This is a genomic window from Bradyrhizobium cedriense (genome assembly GCF_054602315.1).
Map to the genome: position 1 here is coordinate 677395 of NZ_JBTSWB010000005.1, position 23806 is coordinate 701200.

A 23806-nucleotide genomic window follows, 5' to 3' on the forward strand; every position below is an offset into this window, starting at 1 on the left:
AGCGTCCGCCGGTGCGTCAGCGTCCGCCGGACACATCGAGAATGGCTGAGGTGACGTAGGAGGCCTCGTCCGACATCAGCCAGACGATGGCGTTGGCGATTTCCTCCGCGGTGCCGACCCGCTTCATCGGCACCATATGGGCCAGACGATGGGCGCGGTCGGGCTCGCCGCCGGCGGCATGGATTTCGGTGTCGATCAGGCCGGGACGGATCGCGGCGACACGGATGCCTTCGCCCGCGACCTCATAACCGAGGCCGACGGTGAAGGAATCCACCGCGCCCTTGGACGCGGCGTAATCGACATAGGTGTTGGGGGCGCCGAGCCGGGCTGCGACAGACGAGAGGTTGACGATGACGCCGCCCTGGCCGCCGTGCCTGGTCGACATCCGCTTGATGGCCTCGCGCGCGCAGAGGATGGAGCCGGTCACGTTCACCGCCATCACGCGCTGGATGCGCTCGGCCGACATTTCGTCCACGCGCACGCCGCTCTTGCCCACGATGCCGCCATTGTTGACGAGCGCGCCAAGCGTGCCGAACTTGTCAGCTTCCTTGAACAGATCGATGATGTCGCGCTCCTCAGCGACATCGCATTTCACCGCGATGGCCTTGCCGTTGCTGGCCTCGATCTGCGCGACCACCTCGTCGGCAGCCTGCTTGTTGCTGGCATAGCCGACCACGACACGAAAGCCGCGCGCGGCCGCCGCGATCGCGGTCGCCCGCCCGATGCCGCGGCTGCCGCCGGTGATGACAACGACCTTATCCGTCACGCGCACCTCCATGGTTCGACACGCGCCGCCGCGTTGATCGCGACGGCGCTCGCAGAGCAACAGGGATCAGAGATCGAGCACCAGGCGCGCCGGATCTTCCAGGCTCTCCTTGACGCGCACCAGGAAGGTGACGGCTTCCTTGCCGTCGATGACGCGGTGATCGTAGGACAGGGCCAGGTACATCATCGGGCGGACCTCGATCTTGCCGCCGACGACCATCGGGCGCTCCTGGATCTTGTGCATGCCGAGGATGCCGGACTGCGGCGCGTTCAGGATCGGGGTCGACATCAGCGAGCCGTAGATGCCGCCATTGGTGATGGTGAAGGTGCCGCCCTGCATCTCGTCGATCTTGAGCTGGCCGTCACGGGCGCGGCGGCCGAAATCGGCGATGCCCTTCTCGATGTCGGCGATCGACTTGTTGTCGCAATCACGCACCACGGGAACGACGAGACCCTTGTCGGTGCCGACGGCGACGCCGATGTGATAGTAGTTCTTGTAGATCAGGTCGGTGCCATCGATCTCGGCGTTGACGGCGGGGATATCCTTCAGCCCCTGCACGACGGCCTTGGTGAAGAAGCCCATGAAGCCGAGCTTGGAGCCGTGCTTCTTCTCGAACGCATCCTTGTAGTGCGCGCGCAGCGCCATGACGTTGGTCATGTCGACCTCGTTGAAGGTCGTGAGCATGGCCGCGGTGTTCTGCACGTCCTTGAGGCGGCGCGCGATGGTCTGGCGCAGGCGGGTCATCTTGACGCGCTCTTCGCGGGCGGCGTCATCGGCCGGCGATGGCGCGCGCACCTGCACGGCGGCGGCGGGCTGGTTGACCGGGGTCGGCGCGGAGGCGGCGCGCTCGATCGCGGCCAGCATGTCGCCCTTGGTGACGCGGCCGTCCTTGCCGGAGCCCGGAACGGTCGAGGCGTCGATGCCGGTCTCGGCCGAGAGCTTGCGCACCGACGGGGCGAGCGGCGCATCGGCCGGCGGCGCCTTCGGCGCAGCGGCGGCAGCCGCCGGAGCTGCAGCGGCTGCTGCAGGAGCAGCGGCAGGCTTGGCGGGAGCGGCGGCAGGCTTGGCAGCGCCGGTACCTTCGGTGATCTGGCCGAGCAGCGCGCCGACGGCGACGGTCGTGCCATCGGCAGCGATGATCTCGCTCAGCGTGCCCGCGGAGGGCGCGGGGACTTCGATGGTGACCTTGTCGGTCTCGAGCTCCACCAAGGGCTCGTCGACGGCGACCGGGTCGCCGGCCTTCTTGAACCAGCGGCCGATGGTGGCCTCGGTGACGGATTCGCCGAGCGTCGGCACACGAATTTCAGTCATGGTCTTTTCCTTAAGGGGATCGCCAATGCGGTCATGAATTACACAGGTGTCATGCCCCGCGAAGGCGGGGCATCCAGTACTCCGCGGCGTTCGTGGTCATCACGGCCGTCACGGCGTACTGGATCGCCCGCCTTCGCGGGCGATGACAGCGTCCTAAAAAACTTCTCAGCTCAGTGCTTCGTCCAGGAACGCCTTCAGCTGCGCCTGATGCTTGGACATCAGACCCGTGGCGGTCGCGGCGGAAGCTGCGCGGCCGACATAACGCGGACGCCGGCTCGCACCGTTCACCTGGTTCAGCACCCATTCCAGATAGGGCTCGATGAAGTGCCAGGCACCCATGTTGCGCGGCTCTTCCTGGCACCACACCACTTCGGCCTTCTTGAAGCGCGACAGCTCGGCCACCAGCGCCTTCAGCGGCACCGGATAGAGCTGCTCGACGCGCATCAGATAGATGTCGTCGATGCCGCGCTTCTCTCGCTCCTCGTAGAGGTCGTAATAGACCTTGCCGGAGCACAGCACGATGCGGCGGATCTTCTCGTCGGGCACGAGCTTGACCGCCTCGCTCGGCAGCATCTGGGCGTCATCATAGAGGATGCGGTGGAAGGTCGTGCCCTTCGCGAGCTCTTCGAGACGCGACACCGCCCGCTTGTGGCGCAGCAGCGATTTCGGCGTCATCAGGATCAGCGGCTTGCGGATCTCGCGGTGAAGCTGGCGGCGCAGCACGTGGAAGTAGTTCGCCGGCGTGGTCGGGTAGACCACCTGCATGTTGTCTTCCGCGCACATCTGCAGGAAACGCTCGAGCCGTGCCGAGGAGTGCTCCGGTCCCTGGCCCTCATAGCCGTGCGGCAGGAGGCAGACGAGGCCGGACATGCGCAGCCATTTGCGCTCGCCCGAGGAGATGAACTGGTCGAACACGACCTGCGCGCCGTTGGCGAAGTCGCCGAACTGGGCTTCCCACAGCGTCAGCGTGTTCGGCTCGGCGAGCGAATAGCCGTATTCGAAGCCGAGCACGGCCTCTTCCGACAGCAGCGAGTTGATGACCTCGTAATGGCCCTGCTCGTTGCCGAGATGGTTGAACGGCGTGTAGCGGCTCTCGTCTTCCTGGTCGATCAGCACCGAGTGACGTTGCGAGAAGGTGCCACGCTCCGAGTCCTGCCCGGACAGGCGGACGTGATGGTTTTCCTGAAGCAGCGTGCAGAACGCCAGAGCCTCGCCGGTCGCCCAGTCGATGCCGTTGCCGCTCTCGATCGCCTTGGCGCGGTTCTCCAGGAAGCGCTGGATGGTGCGGTGGACGCGGAAGCCGTCCGGCACCTTGGTGATCTTGCGGCCGACGTCCTTCAGAACAGGCAGATCGACGCCGGTGACGCCGCGCCGCGCATCCTCTTCCTGGTCGGCGATCTTGAAGCCCGCCCACTTTCCGTCGAGCCAGTCGGCCTTGTTCGGCTTGTAGGAGGTGCCAGCCTCGAACTCGGCATCGAGCCGGGCGCGCCAATCGGCCTTGGCCTTGTCGACCTCGCCCTCGGTCATCACCCCTTCGCTGATGAGGCGGCGGGCATAGAGCTCAAGCGTCGACGGATGGGCCGCGATCTTCTTGTACATCACCGGTTGGGTGAAGGCCGGCTCGTCGCCCTCGTTGTGGCCATGCCTGCGGTAGCAGAACATGTCGATGACGACGGGCTTGTGGAATTTCTGCCGGAACTCGGTCGCGACCTTGGCCGCGAACACCACGGCCTCCGGATCGTCGCCGTTCACGTGGAAGATCGGCGCGTCGATCATCTTCGCCACATCGGACGGATAGGGCGAGGAGCGCGAATAACGCGGATAGGTGGTGAAGCCGATCTGGTTGTTGACGATGAAGTGCACGGAGCCGCCGGTGCGGTAGCCCTTCAGGTCGGACAGGCCGAAGCATTCCGCGACCACGCCCTGGCCCGCGAAAGCGGCATCGCCGTGCATCAGCAGCGGCATGACGGAGATGCGCATGTCCGGCGGATCGCCGTGCTGGTCCTGCTTTGCGCGGACCTTGCCGAGCACGACGGGGTCGACGATCTCGAGATGCGAGGGGTTGGCGGTCAGCGACAGATGGATGCGGTTGCCGTCGAACTCGCGGTCCGAGGAGGCGCCGAGGTGATATTTGACGTCGCCCGAGCCTTCGACCGCGTCCGGATTGGCCGAGCCGCCCTTGAACTCGTGGAACAGCGCGCGATGCGCCTTGCCCATCACCTGGGTCAGCACGTTGAGGCGGCCGCGATGCGGCATTCCGAGCACGATTTCCTTCACGCCGAGATTGCCGCCGCGCTTGATGATCTGCTCGAGCGCAGGGATCAGGGATTCGCCGCCGTCGAGGCCGAAGCGCTTGGTGCCGGTGAACTTGGTGTCGCAGAACTTCTCGAAACCCTCGGCTTCGACCAGCTTCATCAGGATCGCTCTGCGGCCTTCGCGGGTGAACGAGATCTCCTTGTCCGGACCCTCGATGCGCTCCTGGATCCAGGCCTTTTGCGCAGCATTGCTGATATGCATGAACTCGACGCCGAGCGTCTGGCAGTAGGTGCGTTCGCAGATCGCGGTGATCTCGCGCAAGCTGCCGTATTCGAGACCGAGCACGTGATCGAGGAAGATCTTGCGGTCGTAATCAGCCTCGGTGAAGCCGTAGGTGCGCGGATCGAGTTCCTCGCGGTTGCGCGGCGCCTCGATGCCCAGCGGATCGAGCTTGGCGTGGAAGTGGCCGCGCATGCGGTAGGAGCGGATCAGCATCAACGCGCGGACCGAGTCGCGCGTGGCCTGGAGGATGTCGGCGGAGGAAATGTCCGCGCCCTTGTCGCCTCCCTTGGCCTGCGCCTTGGCGGCGATCTTGGCACCGACCGCCTTCTCGACTTCGGCCCAGTTGCCGTCGAGAGCGGAGGTCAGATCATCCTTCGGCGTCAGCGGCCAGTTATCCCGCTCCCAGGACGGGCCGGCGGCATTCTTTCGGACGTCAGCGGGCTGATCGTTGAGGCTCTTGAAGAATTCCTGCCACTCGGTATCGACCGAGGACGGGTCCTTCTCGTAGCGGGCGTAGATTTCGTCGATGTAGGTGGCGTTGGTGCCCTGCAAAAAGGAAGACAAGGCAAAGGCTGCGTTCGCGTCCTGGCGAGACATACTGGAGTTCCTGGCGATTTCGGTTCGCGCATAACAAACGGCGCTGGCGCCGAGCTCCCCGGCAGAGGCTCGGCGCGACAGGCACCCTTTACCCTATTTGCTGCGAAACTTCGCCCGGAAAAGCACGAAGAAGTGAATTAGCCCTTCAACTTTTCGGCAAGCGTATGCCCGAGGCGGGCGGGTGAGGGGGACACTGTAATCCCTGCCGATTTCATCGCCTCTGTCTTGGAACCGGCGTCACCCTTACCGCCCGAGATGATCGCGCCGGCATGGCCCATGCGGCGACCGGGAGGGGCGGTGACACCGGCGATGAAACCGACCATCGGCTTCTTGCGTCCGCGCTTGGCCTCGTCCTTAAGGAACTGGGCGGCGTCCTCCTCGGCGGAACCGCCGATCTCGCCGATCATGATGATGGATTCGGTCTTGGGGTCGGCGAGCAGCATCTCCAGCACGTCAATGAACTCAGTGCCCTTGACCGGGTCGCCGCCGATGCCGACCGCGGTGGTCTGGCCGAGACCTTCCTGGGAGGTCTGGAACACGGCCTCATAGGTGAGCGTGCCGGAGCGGGAGACGATGCCAACCGAACCGGTCTTGAAGATGTTGGCCGGCATGATGCCGATCTTGCACTCGCCCGCGGTCATGACGCCCGGGCAGTTCGGCCCGATCAGGCGCGACTTGGAGCCAATCAGCGAGCGCTTCACCCGCACCATGTCGAGAACAGGGATGCCCTCGGTGATGCAGACGATCAGCGGGATCTCGGCGTCGATGGCTTCGCAGATCGCATCCGCCGCACCCGGCGGCGGCACGTAGATCACCGAAGCATCGGCGCCGGTCTTCTCTCGCGCCTCGCGCACGGTGTCGAACACCGGCAGGCCCAGATGCGTCGCGCCGCCTTTGCCCGGCGAGGTGCCGCCGACCATCTTGGTGCCGTAGGCGATCGCGGCCTCGGAATGGAAGGTGCCGTTCTTGCCGGTGAAGCCCTGGCAGATGACCTTGGTGTTCTTGTCGATCAGGATGGACATGAGGTCTGCTTTCGCGAAACTAACGAGTGAGAGGTCAGTGGATGCGGCGATAGACGCCGGTGAGCACGTCGGCCCAGCCTTCCGCGTCCGGCGAGAACTGGATCTTCAACGAGTAGGAATTATCGTCGATGATTTCGTAGACATGGCGCGCATTGCCACGGAGCGAGCCGCGCACCAGCGTCAGGGTCTTGCCGACCCATCCGCCGGAGGCGGGCGAGGGCGGCGTGTAGCCGAGCGAATCGTACCAGAACAGTTTGTAGGTCCGGTCGTCGCGGTCGTAGGTGAAGATGCCGTGGGTGGCGAAGGCTTGCTTGCCGTCGCGCATCTGGACACTGTCCTGGATCAGGTAGAATCCGTTCAGGTCCATGCGCGCGACGACGCGGGAGGTGGCCGGCCCGCCTTCCATCCAGCGAGACGGAAAGACCACCTCTTCGCCATTCCATTCGCCGGCGAACGCGGCGAGACGCGCGTGCTCGGGGAGCGGGGATGATGCGGCGAGATGGTCCTGGGTCATGGCCCTAGCCTCCCTTGACGGCCTTCACGATCTTCTGCGCGGCGTCGTCGAGATTGTCGGCCGGCACCACGTTCAGGCCGGATTCATTGATGATCTTCTTGCCGAGCTCGACATTGGTGCCTTCGAGGCGAACCACCAGCGGCACGCTGAGACCGACTTGCCGCACGGCAGCCGTGACGCCCTCGGCGATCACGTCGCACTTCATGATACCACCGAAGATGTTGACCAGAATGCCCTTCACGTTGGGATCGGCGGTGATGATCTTGAAGGCGGCCGCAACCTTATCAACGCTGGCGCTGCCGCCGACGTCGAGGAAGTTGGCCGGCGCCATGCCGTAGAGCTTGATGATGTCCATCGTCGCCATGGCAAGACCGGCGCCGTTGACCATGCAGCCGATGTTGCCGTCGAGCGTCACGTAGTTGAGATCGTGCTTGGACGCCTCGATTTCCTTGGCATCCTCCTCGGTCTCGTCGCGCAGCGCGAGCACTTCGGGGTGACGGAACAGCGAATTGTCGTCGAACGACACCTTGGCGTCGAGCACGCGGAGCTGGCCCTGCTTGGTCACGACCAGCGGGTTGATCTCCAGCATCGCCATGTCCTTGGCGACGAAGGCCGCGTAGAGCTGCGCGGTGAGCTTCTCGGCCTGCTTGGCGAGATCGCCGGTCAGGTTCAGCGCCTTGGCGACGGTACGGCCGTGATGGCCCATGATGCCGGTGGCGGGATCGACGGAGAAGGTGACGATCTTCTCGGGGGTATTGTGCGCGACGTCCTCGATGTTGACGCCGCCTTCGGTCGACACCACGAACGAGACGCGCGAGGTCTCGCGGTCGACCAGGAGGGAGAGGTAGAACTCCTTGTCGATGTCGGAGCCGTCCTCGATGTAGAGGCGATTGACCTGCTTGCCGGCGGGGCCGGTCTGGATCGTCACCAGGGTGGCGCCGAGCATCTGCTTGGCGAATTCCGTGACCTCAGCAGCGGACTTGGCGATGCGGACGCCGCCCTTGTCACCGGCGGAAGCTTCCTTGAACTTGCCCTTGCCGCGGCCGCCGGCATGGATCTGGCTCTTCACCACCCAGATCGGGCCGGGGAGCGCCTTGGCGGCGGCTTCCGCGTCAGCGGACTTGAGGACCGGCACGCCCTTCGAGATCGGCACGCCGAACTCGTTCAGCAGCGCTTTGGCCTGATATTCATGGATATTCATATGGTCGCTCCCTGAACCCGCGGGCGGTGACCCCGCCTCAGTCTTGTGGCTGGCATACCATATACCACAACAACTGCAACACGGTTTCGTTGACTTCGAGATCTCTGGACTGTCGAACCCGGGGCCCGCCCGGTCAATGGGCGCCGGAAGTGAAACCGCCGAAGACCGATTTTCGGGCTCCGGCGGGGCGTTGCTCGCAGTTAGCGGCCGAGAAGATCGGGTGCGATCTTCTTGCAGGCATCGACCAGGCCCTGCACGGCACCGACCGACTTGTCGAAAGCCTCGCGGTCCTTGCCGGCGAGCTCGATCTCGACGACGCGCTCGACACCCTTGGCGCCGATTACGACGGGCACGCCGACATACATGTCCTTCACGCTGTACTCGCCATTGAGATAGGCGGCGCAGGGCAACACGCGCTTCTTGTCCTTCAGATAGCTCTCGGCCATCGCGATGGCGGACGCAGCCGGGGCATAGAAGGCCGAGCCGGTCTTGAGCAGATTGACGATCTCGGCGCCGCCGTTACGGGTGCGGTCGACGATCTCGTCGAGGCGCGCCTGCGAGGTCCAGCCCATCTTGACGAGATCGGGCAACGGAATGCCGGCGACCGTGGAGTACTTCACCAGCGGCACCATGGTATCGCCGTGACCGCCGAGCACGAAGGCGGTGACGTCTTCGACGGAGACGTTGAACTCGTCGGCCAGGAAGTAGCGGAAGCGGGCCGAATCCAGCACGCCGGCCATGCCGACGACCTTCTTGTGCGGCAGGCCGCTAGCCTTCTGCAGCGCCCAGACCATGGCATCGAGCGGATTGGTGATGCAGATGACGAAGGCGTCGGGGGCGTACTTCTTGATGCCGGCGCCGACCTGCTCCATGACCTTGAGGTTGATGGAGAGGAGGTCGTCGCGGCTCATGCCGGGCTTGCGCGGCACGCCGGCGGTGACGATGCAGACCTTGGCGTTGTCGAGGGCCTCGTAGGAGTTCGCGCCGCTGTAGTGCGCGTCGAAGCCGTCGACCGGGGAGGACTGCGCGATGTCGAGCGCCTTGCCCTGCGGCACGCCCTCGGCGATGTCGAACATCACGACGTCGCCCAGTTCTTTCAGGCCGATGAGGTGAGCCAGCGTTCCGCCGATCTGGCCGGAGCCAATCAAAGCAATCTTGTCGCGCGCCATGTGTACCTGTCCTTTAGACACGTAAGGAGGGGAAAACTGAGAGGGTGGTTATCCCTTTCGCCTCCCCCGTTCAAGTCGGTGGATGCCCATTTGTCGGGCTTGCCGAGAGAGCCGCCAGCCACATTCGGTTCGTCATTCCGGGATGCGCCGGCAGGCGCAGGCCCGGAATCCATCGGGCTGCAGAGTCGGTAGCGGGATGGATTCCGGGCTCGCGACTTCGTCGCGCCCCGGAATGACGCCAATGGGAACGGAGAAAATAGGACTTAAGTCTCCACCAGCCCCTTGGTCGAGCCGCTCGCGGCGGAGTCCTTGCGGCCGTGGGGGAGCGCCAGATAGGACTGCGAGCTCATCTCGATCAGCCGCGAGGCGGTCCGCTTGAACTCGTTGGCCTCGTTGCCCTCGGAGGCAAGGTAGAGCGAGATTGGGTTCGCGTCAGCCGAGGCCATCAGCTTCACGGCATTGTCATAGAGCGTGTCGATCAGCGTGATGAAGCGCTTGGCGGCGTTGCGCTGGGACAAATCCATCACTGGAATACGGTCGACCAGGATGGTGTGATAGTCGTGCGCCAGCCTGAGGTAGTCGGATGCGCCGAGCGGCTTCTCGCAGAGGTCGGCGAAGGAGAACCGTGCCACGCCGTGGGCCGAGCACGGCACGTGCAGGATGCGGCCCTTGATCGAGATGTCGCGCGGCCTGCATTTGGCGCCGCCTGACATGCGCGACCAGGCGCGGTCGAGCGCCGCATCCGCATCGGCATCGGCCGGTGTCAGCCACATCGGCACGCCCTGGAGCTTCTCGAGCCGGAAGTCGGTACGCGCGTCGAGCCGCGCCACGTCCATGTGATCGGTGATCTGCTTGATGAAGGGCAGGAACAGCGAGCGGTTCAAGCCGCCCTTGTAGAGATCGTCGGGCGCGACGTTGGACGTCGCGACCACCACGGTGCCGAGTTCGAACAGCTTTGCGAACAGGCGCCCCAGGATCATCGCGTCCGCGATGTCGGTGACGTGGAATTCGTCGAAGCAGAGCAGCCAGCTCTCCTCGAAGATCGCGGTCGCTGTCAGCGCGATGACGTCCCCGTCGGCGATGTCGCCGCGTGCGATGCTCTGGCGATAATCGTAGATGCGCTCATGCGCTTCCGCCATGAACTCGTGGAAATGCGCGCGCCGCTTGTGCTCGATGGTGCTGTGCTGGAAGAACAGGTCCATCAGCATGGTCTTGCCGCGGCCGACCTCGCCATGGATGTAGAGCCCGCGCGGCGCCTCGTCCTTGTCGCCCCCGCTGAAGAGGCGGCTGAGCAGGCCCTGCTTGCGCTGCGGCTTGTAGGTTGCGAGCCGCTGGTCGAGCGCCGCATAGGCCTCGGCGACCTCGGCCTGCGCAGCATCGGGCTCGATCGCGCCGGACGCGATCTCGGCCTGGTAGGCCTCGCGGAATGAGGAACTGGGCGTGGAGAGCATGGCCCTTTTACCGCCAGAGACTGGCGGAAATTGCAAGTCGTGAAATGAGGTCAGAGGTATGCGCTTTCGTGTCCCGGAGGCGCGGCAGCGGTCTTGCGCGGCTGCGCTGACGGACCGACTATGTCGTTCGTCGCGGAGCGCTGGGGCCCGGATCGGCGGCGGGGGGACGACTGCGAGCTAGGCACACAGCTCGTAGGCGTCCTCGACCACATACGGGCCGCCGCCCGTCGATGCCCGCGACGAGAACAACACGAAACGTTCGGCCATGAACGCCTTGCTCGGGAAGTAGCCGCGCAGCGAGAGATAGTCGGCGACGTCGCGGTCGGTGGCATCGTGCAGCCGGGCCAGCGTGACATGCGGGATGAACTTGCGGCCTTCGGGGTCGAGGCCGATCCGCTGCATCATCCGCTCGAGCTCGGCCTGCAAGTCCATCAGCGGCTTGCTCGGCACGATCGTCGCGACGACTGCCCTCGGTTTGCGGCCGCCAAAACTCGTAAGCCCCTGCACCTTCACCTCGAACGGCTTGCGGTCGACGCGAAACAGCAACGAGGCGATCTCGTTGGCGGAAGCGCCGTCGATGTCGCCGATGAAGCGCAAGGTAACGTGATAATTTTCGGGATCGATCCAGCGGGCGCCGGGGAGGCCACCCCTCAAGTTGGAAAGCGACTGGCCGATCTCGGCCGGAATTTCCAGCCCCGTGAACAAACGCGGCATCGTTTCGCACTCCCGATGCTTGGGTACAGCCCGCAAGGCAAGGACCATATCCAAATTAGAGCCGGCGACGAATCACCGGTAACTCGATTCCTATCGCAGTTGTGTGACTCTGCGAAGCATGCCGCGCCCCACCCCGGTAAAACCCTGGGAATTTGGGGGTAGCGCTGCCTGCTTTTCAACGCCGTTGCTCAGCTATCGTGCCGAGGAATGCCTCCACGGTGGGCATGATGTTGCCGATGATGATGTCGACGCCGGCTGCGGTCGGATGAATGCCGTCAGCCTGGTTGAGCTTGGCATCGGCGGCAACGCCTTCAAGAAAGAACGGATAGAGCGGCACGTCGAATTGTTTCGCCAGATCCGGATAAATCGAATTGAAACGCGCGGCATAGTCGGCGCCGTAATTCGGCGGCGCCAGCATTCCGCACAGCATCACTGCGATCTTGCGCGCCTTGAGCCGCTGGATGATGTCAGTCAGCGCGGCGCGCGTCAGGGCGGGATCGATGCCGCGCAGCGCATCGTTGGCGCCGAGCTCGACGATGACCCCGTCAGTTCCATCGGGCACCGACCAGTCGAGCCGGTCGCGGCCGCCGGAAGAGGTGTCACCGGACACCCCGGCATTCGTCATCTCGACCTCTATGCCTTTGGCCTGCAAGGATTTTTTGAGCTTCTGAGGAAACGCCTCGGGAGCCGGGAGGCCGAGACCGGCGCTGAGGGAATCGCCCAGAACGACAAGCTTGACCGGTTTTGTCGCTCCCGCCCAGGCGGGGTCCGCCATCGTCATCAAAGCGAGCATCAACACGGCTATGTGCATGAACAATCCGTAACGCCTCTCGACCGCGCCAGCGGAGTTGCCATATGACCGGACCATGGATACTCGCATAGAACCCTCTTCGCTCGCCGCCACCGCCGCGGACACCATCGCCATCTCCAACGTCAATCTCTCACTGGGCACCGGTGCGGCACGCGTTCACATCCTCAAGAATATCAGCCTGCGGGTCGCCTCGGGCGAGACGATCGGCCTGATCGGCCCGTCAGGCTCGGGCAAATCCACGCTGCTGATGGTGATGGCGGGGCTGGAGCGTCCTGACAGCGGAGAGGTGGTGTTATCGGGCACGCCTTTCAATGCCCTCGACGAGGACGCGCTGGCCCGCTTCCGCGGCCGCCATGTCGGCATCGTCTTCCAGTCCTTCCATCTGATCCCGACCATGACGGCGCTGGAGAACGTCGCCGTCCCGCTGGAGCTTGCCGGCAATCCCGACGCCGCGAAGCGCGCGGCGCAGGAGCTGCAATCGGTCGGGCTCGGCGACCGCCTGCATCATTATCCGACGCAGCTCTCCGGCGGCGAGCAGCAGCGCGTCGCGCTCGCGCGCGCGCTGGCGCCTGATCCCACGATTCTCGTCGCCGACGAGCCGACCGGCAATCTCGACGAGGCCACGGGCAAGCAGATCGTCGATCTCCTGTTCAGCAAGCATGCCGAGCGCGGCATGACATTGGTGCTGGTGACTCACGATTCCTCGCTGGCACATCGCTGCGATCGCGTCATCCGCCTGCGCTCGGGGCGCATCGATACGCAGTCCGCACCGGCATGAGCATTTCAGTCGAACCGTTTGCGAAGCCCAATGGCGTCGCGCTGTCGTTGCGCTATGCGCTGCGCGAATTGCGCGGGGGCTTGCGCGGCTTCTATGTCTTCATCGCCTGCATCGCGCTCGGCGTGATGGCGATCGCCGGCGTCGGCTCGGTCTCGGCGAGCCTCTCCGACGGTCTTGCGCGCGAAGGGCGCACGCTGCTCGGCGGCGACGTCTCCTTCGTGCTGTTCCAGCGCGAGGCCCGGCCCGACGAGGTCGCCTTCCTGCGCTCGCGCGGCACCGTGTCGACCGCCGCAACCTTGCGCGGCATGGCGCGGTCCGCCGAGGGCAAGCTCGCGCTGGTCGAGATGAAGGCGGTCGACGACACCTATCCGATGCTGGGACAGCTGACGCTGGCACCGCCCCTGCCGATGTCCGATCTGCTCGTCGAGCGTGACGGCGCGTTCGGCGCCGCCGCCGATCCGACGCTGCTGGCGCGGCTCTCGCTCAAGACCGGCGATCGCGTCACCATCGGCGCTGCGACCTTCCAGATCCGCAGCACCGTCGAAGCCGAGCCCGACAAGCTCGCCGGCGGCATCGGCTTCGGGCCACGCTTCCTGATCAGCGAAGCCGGCCTGCGCGCCACCGGCCTGATCCAGCCCGGCAGCCTGGTACGCTGGGTCTACCGGGTCAAGCTGCCCGACACCGCGAACAACGAGCGCGCCACAGAAGCCTTCATCGCGGACGCCCGCAACGCCGCCCCACAGGCCGGCTGGGAGATCCGCAGCCGTTCCAACGCCTCCCCGCAACTCGAGCGCAACATCGGCCGTTTCACCGAGTTCCTGACGCTGGTCGGCCTCGCCGCCCTTCTCGTCGGCGGCGTCGGCGTCGCCAACGCCGTCAAGAGCCATATCGACCGGAAGCTCGAGGTGATCGCGGCCTTCAAGGCCGTCGGCGCCACCGGCCGCGACGTGTTCGGCATCTATCTCGCGCAGGTGCTCCTGCTCGCCGCCATCGGCTCGGTGATCGGCCTTGCGCTCGGCGCCGCCATGCCCTTCGCCATCGTCGGGCTGTTCGGCAAGCTCCTGCCGCTGCCGGTGGTGCCGGCCGTGCACGCCGACGAGCTCGCGCTGTCCTTCGTCTACGGCCTCCTCACTGCGCTCGCCTTCGGGCTGTGGCCGCTCGGCCGCGTCCACGACGTGCCGGTGGCCGCGCTGTTCCGCGACACCGTCAGCTCCGAATGGCACAGGCCGCGCCTCGGCTACCTGGTGTTCATGGGCGTCGTGGTCGTCCTGCTGGTCGCCGTCGTGATCGGCCTGTCCTTCGACAAGCGCATCGCCGCGGTGTTCGTTGCCTCATCGGTCGTCGTGTTCGTCCTGCTCCGCGGCATCGCCGCCTTGCTGATGGCGATTGCCCGCCGCCTGCCGCGCACGCGGCTGCCGATGCTGCGGCTGGCGATCGCCAACATCCACCGGCCCGGCGCGTTGACGCCCTCCGTCGTGCTGTCGCTGGGACTCGGGCTCGCCGTGCTCGTCACCATCACCCAGATCGACGGCAATCTGCGCCGGCAATTCCTCGCAGCTCTCCCCGATCAGGCGCCGTCCTTCTTCTTCATCGACATCCCGAGCGCGCAGGCCGAGCAGTTCGACTCTTATCTGCGGCAAATCGCTCCCGGCGCGAAGGTGGAGGACGTGCCGATGCTGCGGGGGCGCATCGTCGCGGCGCGCGGCGTTCGCGCCGAGGACCTCAAGCCGACGACCGATTCCGAATGGGTGCTCCAGAGCGACCGCGGCCTGACCTACACCGCCGAGCTGCCGAAAGGTTCCAAGGTGGTCGAGGGCGAGTGGTGGAGCGCCGATTATTCCGGCCCGCCGCTGGTCTCGATGGAAAAGAAGATCGCCGTCGGACTCGGCCTCAAGCTCGGCGACGAAATCGTCGTCAACGTGCTCGGGCGCGACATCCCGGCCAAGATCGGAAATCTGCGCACCATCGACTGGCAGGGACTCGGCATCAACTTCGTCCTCGTCTTCTCGCCGAACGCCTTCAAGGGCGCCCCGCACACCCACATCGCGACGCTGACGGAAGCGGGCGGCAACGCGGCCGGCGACGGCAAGATCATCAAGGAGGTCGCCGACGCTTATCCGATGGTGACGAGCGTGCGCGTGCGCGAGGTGATGGAGACGGTCGGCTCGGTGGTGACCAACCTGGCGCTGGCGATCCGCGGCGCCAGCGCCGTGACCCTGATCTCGGCGATCCTGGTGCTCGGCGGGGCGCTCGCCGCCGGCCACCGCCACCGGGTCTACGATGCGGTGATCCTGAAGACGCTGGGCGCGACGCGGCTGCGGCTGCTCGGCGCCTATGCGCTCGAATACCTCCTGATCGGGCTCGCCACCGCCGTGTTCGGCGTGTTCGCCGGAAGCATCGCGGCCTGGATAATCGTGACGCGGCTGATGACGCTCAGCTTCGTCTGGCAGGCCGGCAGCGCGGCCGGCGTGGTCGCGGCCGCCCTCGTGGTCACCGTCGGGCTGGGGCTCGCCGGCACGCTGCTGGCGTTGAACAAAAAGCCCGCGACGGTGTTGCGGAATTTGTGACAAAAGGTAGCGGGTCGCCGCGCGGCAGCGGAATCGCACGATTCCTGCGATTAACCATGGCCGCCCGTCAGGATTGTGCCCGAGGGCGACATTCAGCCGCGCGTGGACGGTTGCACCGAATGTGTTAGTTTCCCACATATCGGATGGGTTCGGAGACCCGATTGTTAGCCAAAATTTAGTCGGCAGCGATTGGTATTCCGAGATAGAATTTGACGAACCGGCGGCATGGCGACCCTCGTGCCGGACCGGCCAACCAACGGGAATTCGACCATGTCGGACCTAGACCGTAACTACGCTTCTCCTTTCGGCAGGGCCGCCGGGCGTGTTGACGCCGCGACGGTCGACGCCGGCCTGCGCGCCTACATGCTGCGCATCTACAACTACATGACGATCGGCCTCGCCATCACTGGCCTTGCCGCGCTCGGCGTCTACATGGCCGCCGTGACTGACGTTGCGACCCCGGAAGCCGTCCGGGTCGGCAAGATGTTCCTGACGCCGTTCGGCTATGCGATGTTCGTGAGCCCCCTCAAGTGGCTGTTCATCCTGGCGCCGCTCGCGATGGTGTTCGTGATCTCGGCGGGCATCAACCGTCTCGCACCCTCGACCGCCCAGATCCTGTTCTGGGTGTTCTCGGCGCTGATGGGCATCTCGCTGTCGTCGATCTTCCTGGTGTTCACGCACACCTCGATCGTGCGGGTGTTCTTCATCACCGCGGCGACCTTCGGTGCCCTCAGCCTCTACGGCTACACCACCAAGCGTGACCTGACCGGAATGGGCTCGTTCCTGTTCATGGGCCTGATCGGCATCGTCCTCGCCAGCCTGGTGAACCTGTTCCTGGCCAGCTCGATGCTGCAGTTCATCGTGTCGGTGGTTGGCGTGCTGGTGTTCTCGGGCCTCACCGCCTGGGATACGCAGCGGCTGAAGAACGACTACATCTACGGCTATGCCTCGGCCGGCGGCGACATCGCAGAGCGTGCGGCCATCACCGGCGCATTGTCGCTGTACCTGAACTTCATCAACCTGTTCACGCTGCTGCTGCAGCTCCTCGGCCAGCGCGAGTAAGCGCCAGGACTGAGGGAACGGACACGGACCCCGGCCGAAAGGCCGGGGTTTTTGTTTGGGCCGTGATATTCCCTCACCACCGTCATTGCGAGGAGCTCTTGCGACGAAACAATCCAGAGCCCCTCCGCGGATGCATTTCTGGATTGCTTCGCTGCGCTCGCAATGACGACATGGAGAGGCTGTTAGCCCCTTCCAGCGGCCGGGCGAAGACTCTAATCTTCCCGCCATGCCCGCACCCGAAATCAGGCCCACGCTCGAGGCCGACCTTCCCGCCATCACCGCCATCTATCAGCAGGCCGTCCGCGAGGGCACCGCCACGTTCGAGCTGGAGCCGCCTGACCTCACCGAAATGACGCGCCGCTATCGCGTGCTGGTCGACGGCGGCTATCCCTATTTCGTCGCCATGCTCGAGGGCCGCGTCGCCGGCTATGCCTATGCCGGGGCCTACCGGCCGCGTCCGGCCTATCGCTTCACGGTCGAGAACTCGATCTATCTCGATCCTTCCTTCCACCGCCGCGGGGTCGGCGCTTTGCTGCTGGAGCGGCTGATCACCGAATGCGAGGCACGCGGCTTCCGCCAGATGATCGCGGTGATCGGCGATTCCGCCAATGCCGGATCGGTCGGCGTGCACACCCGGTGCGGCTTCAGATTGATCGGCACACATCCCAATGTCGGGCTGAAATTCGGCCGCTGGCTGGATACGGTGATGATGCAGCGCGACCTCGGTGAGGGCGCGAGCACGGTGCCGGGGCCGTAAGCTCGGCCCTGGTCCTGTAGGATGGGCAAAGGCGCGAAGCGCAGTGCCCACGCACCGTTCGTGCGGCTACACCACCGCCAGCTTCCGGTCGATCACCAGCAGCACCCGCTCAAGCTCATGGCCGCGGCGCAGGATGAGGCCGGTCGCCGAGATCACGCTGTACATGCCCTGCTTGCGCGCGAGCCGCGGGTCCTTCTCGATGCGGTAGATCGGCACTTCCGAAGCGCGGCGATAGACCGAGAACACGGCGCGGTCCTTCAGGAAGTCGATGGCGTAGTCGCGCCACTCGCCGTCGGCGACCATGCGGCCGTAGAGATTGAGAATGCGGTGCAGCTCGAGCCGGTTGAACGTCACCCGGCTCGGCTGTGCATTCGCCGCGGCGGGGCGCGCCGCCGCGCGCTGCTCGCTCGGATCGGCATCCTCCGGCATCAGACCCATGGGAAGCGCCTCCTCATCGCACGCCAATGACCCGCGTCCGCGAAGACCGTCCCCGGAACCGCGTTCATGACAATCGCATGATTGCGCCAACCGTCCCTCACTGCAAGGGCCCCCCTTTGCTCAACCCGTCGAATCGGCTGCGACTCGGGACACACGCAATGGTGGAACTCTGTCGCGGCAAACCGTCACGGGATCGTTAGCAGGAATCATAGTGTCGCCGCTTTTCCGCCAAGCGCCCGCCGCCCTGCATTGCGATAAGACTCACGTGCGTTGACCCGGTCCTTTCGGTTCCGGATTCCTCAGCCCCCAGCCCCCCGGGGTCGAACAGGATCGGGTCTGTACGCACGGCAAGGAGGGCCAACGCAAGTTGGTCCTTTTTTGTTTGTGTCGGGATGTTTCTCTGCCGGCCCGCTTTCTTTCTCATCAACCTGAAGCCCCTCGCCTCGTCCTGAGGCCGCGCGCTTGCACGGCGTCTCCAAGGATGAATGCCCGGCTCCCGTGAACGGCGCCTTCATGGAGACGCGTGCCAGGCGCGCTCATCACCATGAGCGGTGAGGGCGAATGCGACGCTGGTGAGAGGGTCGAATCAGTGCAGCGACGTGTACGCCGCGCCCAGCATCGGGCCGGGCTTCTCCCGGCTGCCGTCCTGGACGTAGACCACCGCGCCGTCGACGCCGTCGCGCGTGAGGTTCTCGATCGGCACCGTCCAGCTTTCCGGACGGCCGGTCCAGTCGCCGACCTTGAGCAGGTTCCGCACCACGTTGTGATAGGTGACCTGCTGGCCGCGATTCTCGCCTCGGGTGATCGCGATCGGAACCGACTTGGAGATCGAGCAGATCCAGACCTCGCCGCGTGAAACTGCGGGCTCCTTGCTTGCGGCCACCGAGACGTTGATCTGCTTGCCGGAGAGCGACATCGTCACCGGCACGCTCATCACGCCAGCGCCCTTGTCGGTTTTTCCGATCGCGCTCTCGATGCCGACGCGATCGCTGCCGATAACGTGCGTGGAGCCGTTGACGACGACCTGCGGCGTGTAAACCTCGCGGTCGCCGCGCATGCGCGAATAGGCGCGCTGCCGTGCAGAGAAGCGCGAGTCCGCCAGCGTGTCTTTCCAGCCGAGATAATCCCAATAGTCGATCGGCATGCTCAGCGCGATGATCGACGGGTCTTTCGAGAGATCGCCGATGATCTGGTCGGCGGGCGGGCAGGACGAGCAGCCTTGGGAGGTAAACAGCTCAACCACGGCGCGGGGATCAGCGTGGACGGGGCGGACGACGGCGACGATGGCACAGATGCCGAGAGCTCCCGACCAGAGGGCACTGGACCAGCGCGAAATCGGATGAGAAGCCGTCATTGTCGTCATGTCGAAACGCCGCACACCGTTGCTCGTAGGAGGAGAATCTTATCGCCTGATGGTCACCGTAGTCTTACGGAGCGCGGTACATTCATCCGTCCGGGCAACCGTCCAAGGGAAGGTTTTCCGCCCGGCGGGCCCATCTGAAGCGTACCGCAAACGCGCGAAGGCGGCCTTTGATAGGCCGCCTTCGTTGAGGCTTCTACTCACTTCGCAGTGAGCCATCGTTCACAAATCCGCGCTTACGCGGCCAGCTTGCGCAGCACGTAGTGCAGAATGCCGCCGTTGCGGTAGTAGTCGAGCTCGTCCAGCGTATCGATGCGGCAGAGCAGCGAAACGCGCTGCAGCGAACCGTCGCCGGAGACGATCTCCGCGGTCAGCTTCTGACGCGGCTTGAGGTCGCCGACGAGGCCGCGCAGCGTGACCTTCTCGTCGCCTTTGAGACCCAGCGACGACCAGGACGTGCCTTCCTCGAAGGTCAGCGGCAGCACGCCCATGCCGACCAGGTTGGAGCGATGGATGCGCTCGAAGCTCTGGCAGATCACGGCGCGAACGCCGAGCAGGCGCGTGCCCTTCGCGGCCCAGTCGCGCGAGGAGCCGTTGCCGTATTCGGCGCCGGCGAACACCACCAGCGGCACCTTCTCTTCCTGGTACTTCATCGCGGCGTCGTAGATCGACATCTCCTCGCCGTCGGGCCAGTGCTTGGTCAGGCCGCCTTCCGGGATGTTGCCGTCGGCGCCCTTCAACATGAAGTTCTTGATGCGGATGTTGGCGAAGGTGCCGCGCATCATGACTTCATGATTGCCGCGGCGCGTGCCGTACTGGTTGAAGTCCGCGGGGCGTACCTGATGCTCGCTGAGATATTTGCCCGCGGGCGAGGTGAGCTTGATCGAACCAGCCGGCGAGATGTGGTCGGTGGTGATCTTGTCGCCGAACATGGCGAGAATCCGCGCCTCGATGATGTCGGTGACCGGCTCCGGCTCCTTCTTCATGCCTTCGAAATAAGGCGGGTTCTGCACATAGGTCGAAGACATGTTCCAGCGATAGGTCTCGCTCTCGACCGTCTTGATCTTGCGCCAGTTGGTGTCTCCCTTGAACACGTCGGCATACTTCTTCTTGAAGATCGACGCGGTCACGAACTTCTTCATGAAGGCGTTGATCTCCTTGGTCGTGGGCCAGATGTCCTTCAGATAGACCGGCTTGCCATCCTTGCCCTCGCCGAGCGGGTCGGTGGCGAGGTTCTTGGTGACGCTGCCGGCGAGCGCATAGGCGACGACCAGCGGCGGGGAGGCCAGGTAATTCGCCTGCACGTCCGGCGAGACGCGGCCTTCGAAGTTGCGATTGCCGGAGAGCACGGCTGCCGCGACGACGCCGTTGTCGTTGATCGCCTTCGAGATCTCCTCGGGCAGCGGACCGGAATTGCCGATGCAGGTGGTGCAGCCGAAGCCGACCAGGTTGAAGCCGACCTTGTCGAGATAGGGCTGGAGACCGGAATTGGCGAGATATTCCGCGACCACCTGGCTGCCCGGGGCGAGCGAGGTCTTCACCCACGGCTTGGCCTTGAGGCCCTTCGCAGCGGCGTTGCGCGCGAGCAGGCCGGCGCCGATCAAGACGCTCGGGTTGGAGGTGTTGGTGCAGGAGGTGATGGCGGCGATCACGACGTCACCATGGCCGATGTCGAAGTTCTTGCCTTCGACCGGGAAGCGCTTGGCGGGCTCGTCGGCCTTCTTGTACTCGCTGGCGAGCGCGAGCGAGAAGCCGTCGGCGACGGTCGGCAGCGCGATGCGGCCTTCGGGACGTTTCGGGCCGGCCATCGACGGCACGACGTCGCCGAGATCGAGCGTCAGCGTCTCCGTGAACACCGGATCCGGCGACTTGGAGGTGCGGAACAGCCCTTGCGCCTTGGCATAGGCCTGCACCAGCGCGACCCGCGCCGAGGCGCGGCCGGAGGTCTTGAGATAATCGAGCGCGGCGGCATCGACCGGGAAGAAGCCGCAGGTCGCGCCATACTCGGGCGCCATGTTGGCGATCGTCGCCTTGTCGGCCACCGAGAGGTGGTCGAGGCCGGGGCCGAAGAACTCGACGAACTTGCCGACGACGCCGAGCTTGCGCAGCATCTGCGTCACGGTCAGCACGAGATCGGTCGCGGTGACGCCTTCCTTCAGCGCGCCCTTCAGCTTGAAGCCGACGACGTTGGGCAGCAGCATCGACAGCGGCTGGCCGAGCATGCAGGCTTCCGCCTCGATGCCGCCGACGCCCCAGCCGAGCACGGCGAGACCGTTGACCATGGTGGTGTGGGAATCGGTGCCGACGAGCGAGTCGGGATAGGCGACCTCGAAGGTGCCCGTCTTCTTGCCGACCGTCATCTTCTCCTTCCTGGTCCAGACCGTCTGGGCCAGATATTCGAGGTTGACCTGGTGGCAGATGCCGGTGCCGGGCGGCACGACGGAGAAGTTCGAGAACGCCTTCTGGCCCCACTTCAGGAACTCGTAGCGCTCCTGGTTCTGCTTGTATTCCTCGGTGACGTTCTTGCCGAAGGCCTTGTTGTCGCCGAAGAAGTTCACGATCACGGAGTGGTCGATGACGAGGTCGACCGGCACCAGCGGATTGATCTTCTCGGCATCGCCGCCGAGCTTCTGCATCGCGTTGCGCATGGCGGCGAGGTCGACCACCGCGGGCACGCCGGTGAAGTCCTGCATCAGGACGCGCGCCGGGCGGAAGGCGATCTCATGCTCCAGCGACTTCTTGCGCAGCCATTTCGACACAGCGACGATGTCGTCCTTCTTGACCGAGCGGCCGTCCTCGTTGCGCAGCAGGTTCTCGAGCAGGACCTTCATCGAATAGGGAAGTTTCGAAATTCCCTTCAGACCATTCTTCTCGGCCGTGGGCAGGCTGTAATACACATAGGTCTTGGCGCCGACCTTGAGGGTCTTTTTGCATTTGAAGCTGTCGAGCGAGGTCATGTAGGAGATCCCAATTGTCAGTTATACCCGGCAGGGTATTTTAACACCGTCAGCGTATCAGGCTGGGCCGCTTGCAGGGGCAGGTTGAGTTGCTGCATCAAGTAGTTCCGGGCTTATAGAAGCTTTCTAACCGCGCCGCCACAGCCACAATCGTGCCGCAGCAATTCGCGAGCCAAAAATTCCCATGCGCTACCCCAAGATTTCCTGAGGCCTGGCTTTGAGCGGGCTGAAACGAGGCGAGATGCGGCTTTCCGGTCACGGGCTCCGATGCGTGCGAGGCGGACGCGAGGTGTTCGCCGGCCTCGATTTCGCAGCCGCCTCGGGCGAAGCCGTGGCGGTGGTGGGTCGCAACGGATCGGGCAAGACCTCGCTGCTGCGGCTGATTGCGGGCCTGCTCGTTCCCGCCGGAGGGACGATCGCACTGGACGGGGGCGACGGCGAACTGACGCTGCCGGAGCAGTGCCACTATCTCGGTCATCGCGACGCCCTGAAGCCGGCGCTGAGCGTGACGGAAAACCTGGCGTTCTGGGCTGATTTTCTCGGCGGCGCGCCCGCCGACCCCGCCGCCAGCCTTGCGACCGTCGGCCTCGCCCATGCCGTCGATCTGCCGGCCGCGTTCCTGTCGGCCGGCCAGCGCCGCCGGCTCTCACTGGCCCGCCTGCTGACCGTCCGCCGCCCGGTCTGGCTGCTGGACGAACCGACCAACGCGCTGGACGTCGCCGGCCAGCACATGTTCGCCGGCCTGATGCGGGAGCATCTCGATCGCGGCGGGCTGATCGTCGCTGCGACCCATGGCCCGCTCGGCATTGATTCGCGGGAGCTTCGGATCGGGGGTGCCGCGTGATGATGGCGGACCCTCAGCTTTCCAAGCGGCCGGACCACTCTCTCTCCGTTCCCTCCCCCCTTGTGGGGGAGGGTCAGGGAGGGGGGTGCCACACGGCACGGCGTCTCGGTCCTAGCGTCGGCGTGACGAGCGCTCTGTTGCCGGCAGCCCGCATCCGAAAAGCATCTCTCCCGGGGCTACCCCCCTCCCCTGCCCTCCCCCACAAGGGGGGAGGGAGCGCAGCTTGCGAAGTTCGCGAGCGGTCTTCTGATGACCAGTTCGTCGCCGAGAGACCCACCCCATGACCGCCTTGTCCGCCCTCATTCGCCGGGACATCCGGATCGCGCTTCGCGTCGGCGGCGGGGCCTTGATCGGTGTGCTGTTCTTCCTCACCGTGGTGGTGCTGATGCCGTTCGCGGTGGGGCCGGATCTGGCGCTGCTGTCGCGGCTGGGGCCGGCGATCCTGTGGCTCGGTGCGCTCCTGGCGAGCCTGCTGACCCTCGACCGACTGTTCATGGCCGACCACGAGGACGGCTCGCTCGACCTGATCACGATGAGCCGGACGCCGCTGGAACTCGCCTGCGCCGCCAAGGCGCTGGCGCATTGGCTGGCCGCCGGCCTGCCGCTGATTGTCGCAACCCCCGTGCTTGGCCTGTTGCTCAACCTCGACATGGTCGCAACCGGCGCGGTGGCGCTGACGCTGCTGGCGGGCACCCCGGCGCTGACCTTCACCGGCATGATCGGCGCGGCGCTGGCGGTGACGCTGCACCGCGGCGGGCTGCTGATGGCCGTGCTGGTCCTGCCGCTGTCGATTCCCGTGCTGATCTTCGGAGTTGCGGCCTCGCAGGCCGTGATCGTCGGTCCCATGACGTTCGGCGCGCCGTTCTCGATCCTGTGCGCGTTGTCGCTGGTCAGCTTCGTGATCGGCCCGTTCGCGGCAGCGGCGAGCCTGCGGCATGGACTCGATTGA

Annotated in this window: 19 protein-coding genes; 6 read left to right on the top strand and 13 right to left on the bottom strand. The window is 65.2% G+C overall.

Annotated features, from left to right (window positions below; all coding sequences use genetic code 11):
- Positions 1-16 precede the first annotated feature (16 nt).
- The 10 genes from ACYCVF_RS24480 to ACYCVF_RS24525 form a co-directional block, all read right to left on the bottom strand.
- Positions 17-778, bottom strand: a complete 762-nt coding sequence (locus ACYCVF_RS24480) for an SDR family oxidoreductase (RefSeq protein WP_459603551.1) — start codon at positions 776-778, stop codon at positions 17-19.
- Positions 779-832: 54 nt separating this feature from the next.
- Positions 833-2077: a 2-oxoglutarate dehydrogenase complex dihydrolipoyllysine-residue succinyltransferase gene (gene odhB / locus ACYCVF_RS24485; protein WP_459603550.1), complete on the bottom strand. Its 1245-nt coding sequence runs from the start codon at positions 2075-2077 to the stop codon at positions 833-835.
- 165 nt (positions 2078-2242) lie between these two features.
- The gene (locus tag ACYCVF_RS24490) at positions 2243-5212 is read right to left on the bottom strand and encodes a 2-oxoglutarate dehydrogenase E1 component (RefSeq protein WP_459603549.1); all 2970 of its coding nucleotides are present in this window, start codon (positions 5210-5212) and stop codon (positions 2243-2245) included.
- 137 nt (positions 5213-5349) lie between these two features.
- A complete protein-coding gene (gene sucD, locus ACYCVF_RS24495) occupies positions 5350-6234 on the bottom strand; it encodes a succinate--CoA ligase subunit alpha (protein WP_135171531.1) in 885 nt (294 codons plus the stop codon).
- A gap of 34 nt (positions 6235-6268) precedes the next feature.
- Positions 6269-6748 carry a DUF1579 domain-containing protein gene (locus ACYCVF_RS24500; RefSeq protein ID WP_459603548.1) on the bottom strand — a complete coding sequence of 160 codons (480 nt, stop codon included), beginning with the start codon at positions 6746-6748 and terminating at the stop codon, positions 6269-6271.
- A 4-nt stretch (positions 6749-6752) separates the two neighbouring features.
- Positions 6753-7949, bottom strand: coding sequence for an ADP-forming succinate--CoA ligase subunit beta (gene sucC / locus ACYCVF_RS24505; protein ID WP_459603547.1), 1197 nt, complete (start codon positions 7947-7949; stop codon positions 6753-6755).
- 200 nt (positions 7950-8149) lie between these two features.
- Entirely contained in the window at positions 8150-9118 is a 969-nt protein-coding gene (gene mdh / locus ACYCVF_RS24510; protein ID WP_459603546.1) for a malate dehydrogenase, read from the bottom strand.
- 263 nt (positions 9119-9381) lie between these two features.
- Positions 9382-10569 carry a cell division protein ZapE gene (gene zapE, locus ACYCVF_RS24515; protein ID WP_459603545.1) on the bottom strand — a complete coding sequence of 396 codons (1188 nt, stop codon included), beginning with the start codon at positions 10567-10569 and terminating at the stop codon, positions 9382-9384.
- Positions 10570-10746: 177 nt separating this feature from the next.
- A complete protein-coding gene (gene thpR / locus ACYCVF_RS24520; RefSeq protein ID WP_061029339.1) occupies positions 10747-11283 on the bottom strand; it encodes an RNA 2',3'-cyclic phosphodiesterase in 537 nt (178 codons plus the stop codon).
- Positions 11284-11458: 175 nt separating this feature from the next.
- Positions 11459-12094, bottom strand: a complete 636-nt coding sequence (locus tag ACYCVF_RS24525; RefSeq protein WP_459603665.1) for an arylesterase — start codon at positions 12092-12094, stop codon at positions 11459-11461.
- Between the two features lie 55 nt (positions 12095-12149).
- Here ACYCVF_RS24525 and ACYCVF_RS24530 point away from each other — a divergent pair, with 55 nt between their 5' ends.
- The 4 genes from ACYCVF_RS24530 to ACYCVF_RS24545 all read left to right on the top strand — a co-directional run bounded on the left by ACYCVF_RS24530 (position 12150) and on the right by ACYCVF_RS24545 (position 17258).
- Positions 12150-12872 (top strand): ABC transporter ATP-binding protein, encoded by a 723-nt coding sequence (locus tag ACYCVF_RS24530; protein ID WP_459603544.1) that lies wholly within the window; start codon positions 12150-12152, stop codon positions 12870-12872.
- Positions 12869-15439 (top strand): ABC transporter permease, encoded by a 2571-nt coding sequence (locus ACYCVF_RS24535; RefSeq protein ID WP_459603543.1) that lies wholly within the window; start codon positions 12869-12871, stop codon positions 15437-15439. The genes ACYCVF_RS24530 and ACYCVF_RS24535 overlap by 4 nt, the downstream gene beginning before the upstream one ends.
- A gap of 270 nt (positions 15440-15709) precedes the next feature.
- Positions 15710-16501: a Bax inhibitor-1/YccA family protein gene (locus ACYCVF_RS24540; protein WP_459603542.1), complete on the top strand. Its 792-nt coding sequence runs from the start codon at positions 15710-15712 to the stop codon at positions 16499-16501.
- A gap of 226 nt (positions 16502-16727) precedes the next feature.
- The gene (locus ACYCVF_RS24545) at positions 16728-17258 is read left to right on the top strand and encodes an N-acetyltransferase family protein (RefSeq protein WP_459603541.1); all 531 of its coding nucleotides are present in this window, start codon (positions 16728-16730) and stop codon (positions 17256-17258) included.
- 66 nt (positions 17259-17324) lie between these two features.
- Here the strand turns inward: ACYCVF_RS24545 and ACYCVF_RS24550 are convergent, their stop codons facing one another.
- The 3 genes from ACYCVF_RS24550 to acnA all read right to left on the bottom strand — a co-directional run bounded on the left by ACYCVF_RS24550 (position 17325) and on the right by acnA (position 22013).
- Positions 17325-17696, bottom strand: coding sequence for a DUF2794 domain-containing protein (locus ACYCVF_RS24550; protein ID WP_459603540.1), 372 nt, complete (start codon positions 17694-17696; stop codon positions 17325-17327).
- A gap of 586 nt (positions 17697-18282) precedes the next feature.
- On the bottom strand, positions 18283-19059 hold the full coding sequence (locus tag ACYCVF_RS24555; RefSeq protein WP_459603539.1) for a DUF1223 domain-containing protein: 777 nt from the start codon (positions 19057-19059) through the stop codon (positions 18283-18285).
- A gap of 233 nt (positions 19060-19292) precedes the next feature.
- Positions 19293-22013, bottom strand: a complete 2721-nt coding sequence (gene acnA / locus ACYCVF_RS24560; RefSeq protein ID WP_459603538.1) for an aconitate hydratase AcnA — start codon at positions 22011-22013, stop codon at positions 19293-19295.
- 241 nt (positions 22014-22254) lie between these two features.
- On the opposite strand from acnA, the gene ccmA reads away from it, so the two are divergent.
- A complete protein-coding gene (gene ccmA, locus ACYCVF_RS24565; protein ID WP_459603537.1) occupies positions 22255-22857 on the top strand; it encodes a heme ABC exporter ATP-binding protein CcmA in 603 nt (200 codons plus the stop codon).
- A gap of 280 nt (positions 22858-23137) precedes the next feature.
- Positions 23138-23806, top strand: coding sequence for a heme exporter protein CcmB (gene ccmB / locus ACYCVF_RS24570; protein ID WP_459603536.1), 669 nt, complete (start codon positions 23138-23140; stop codon positions 23804-23806).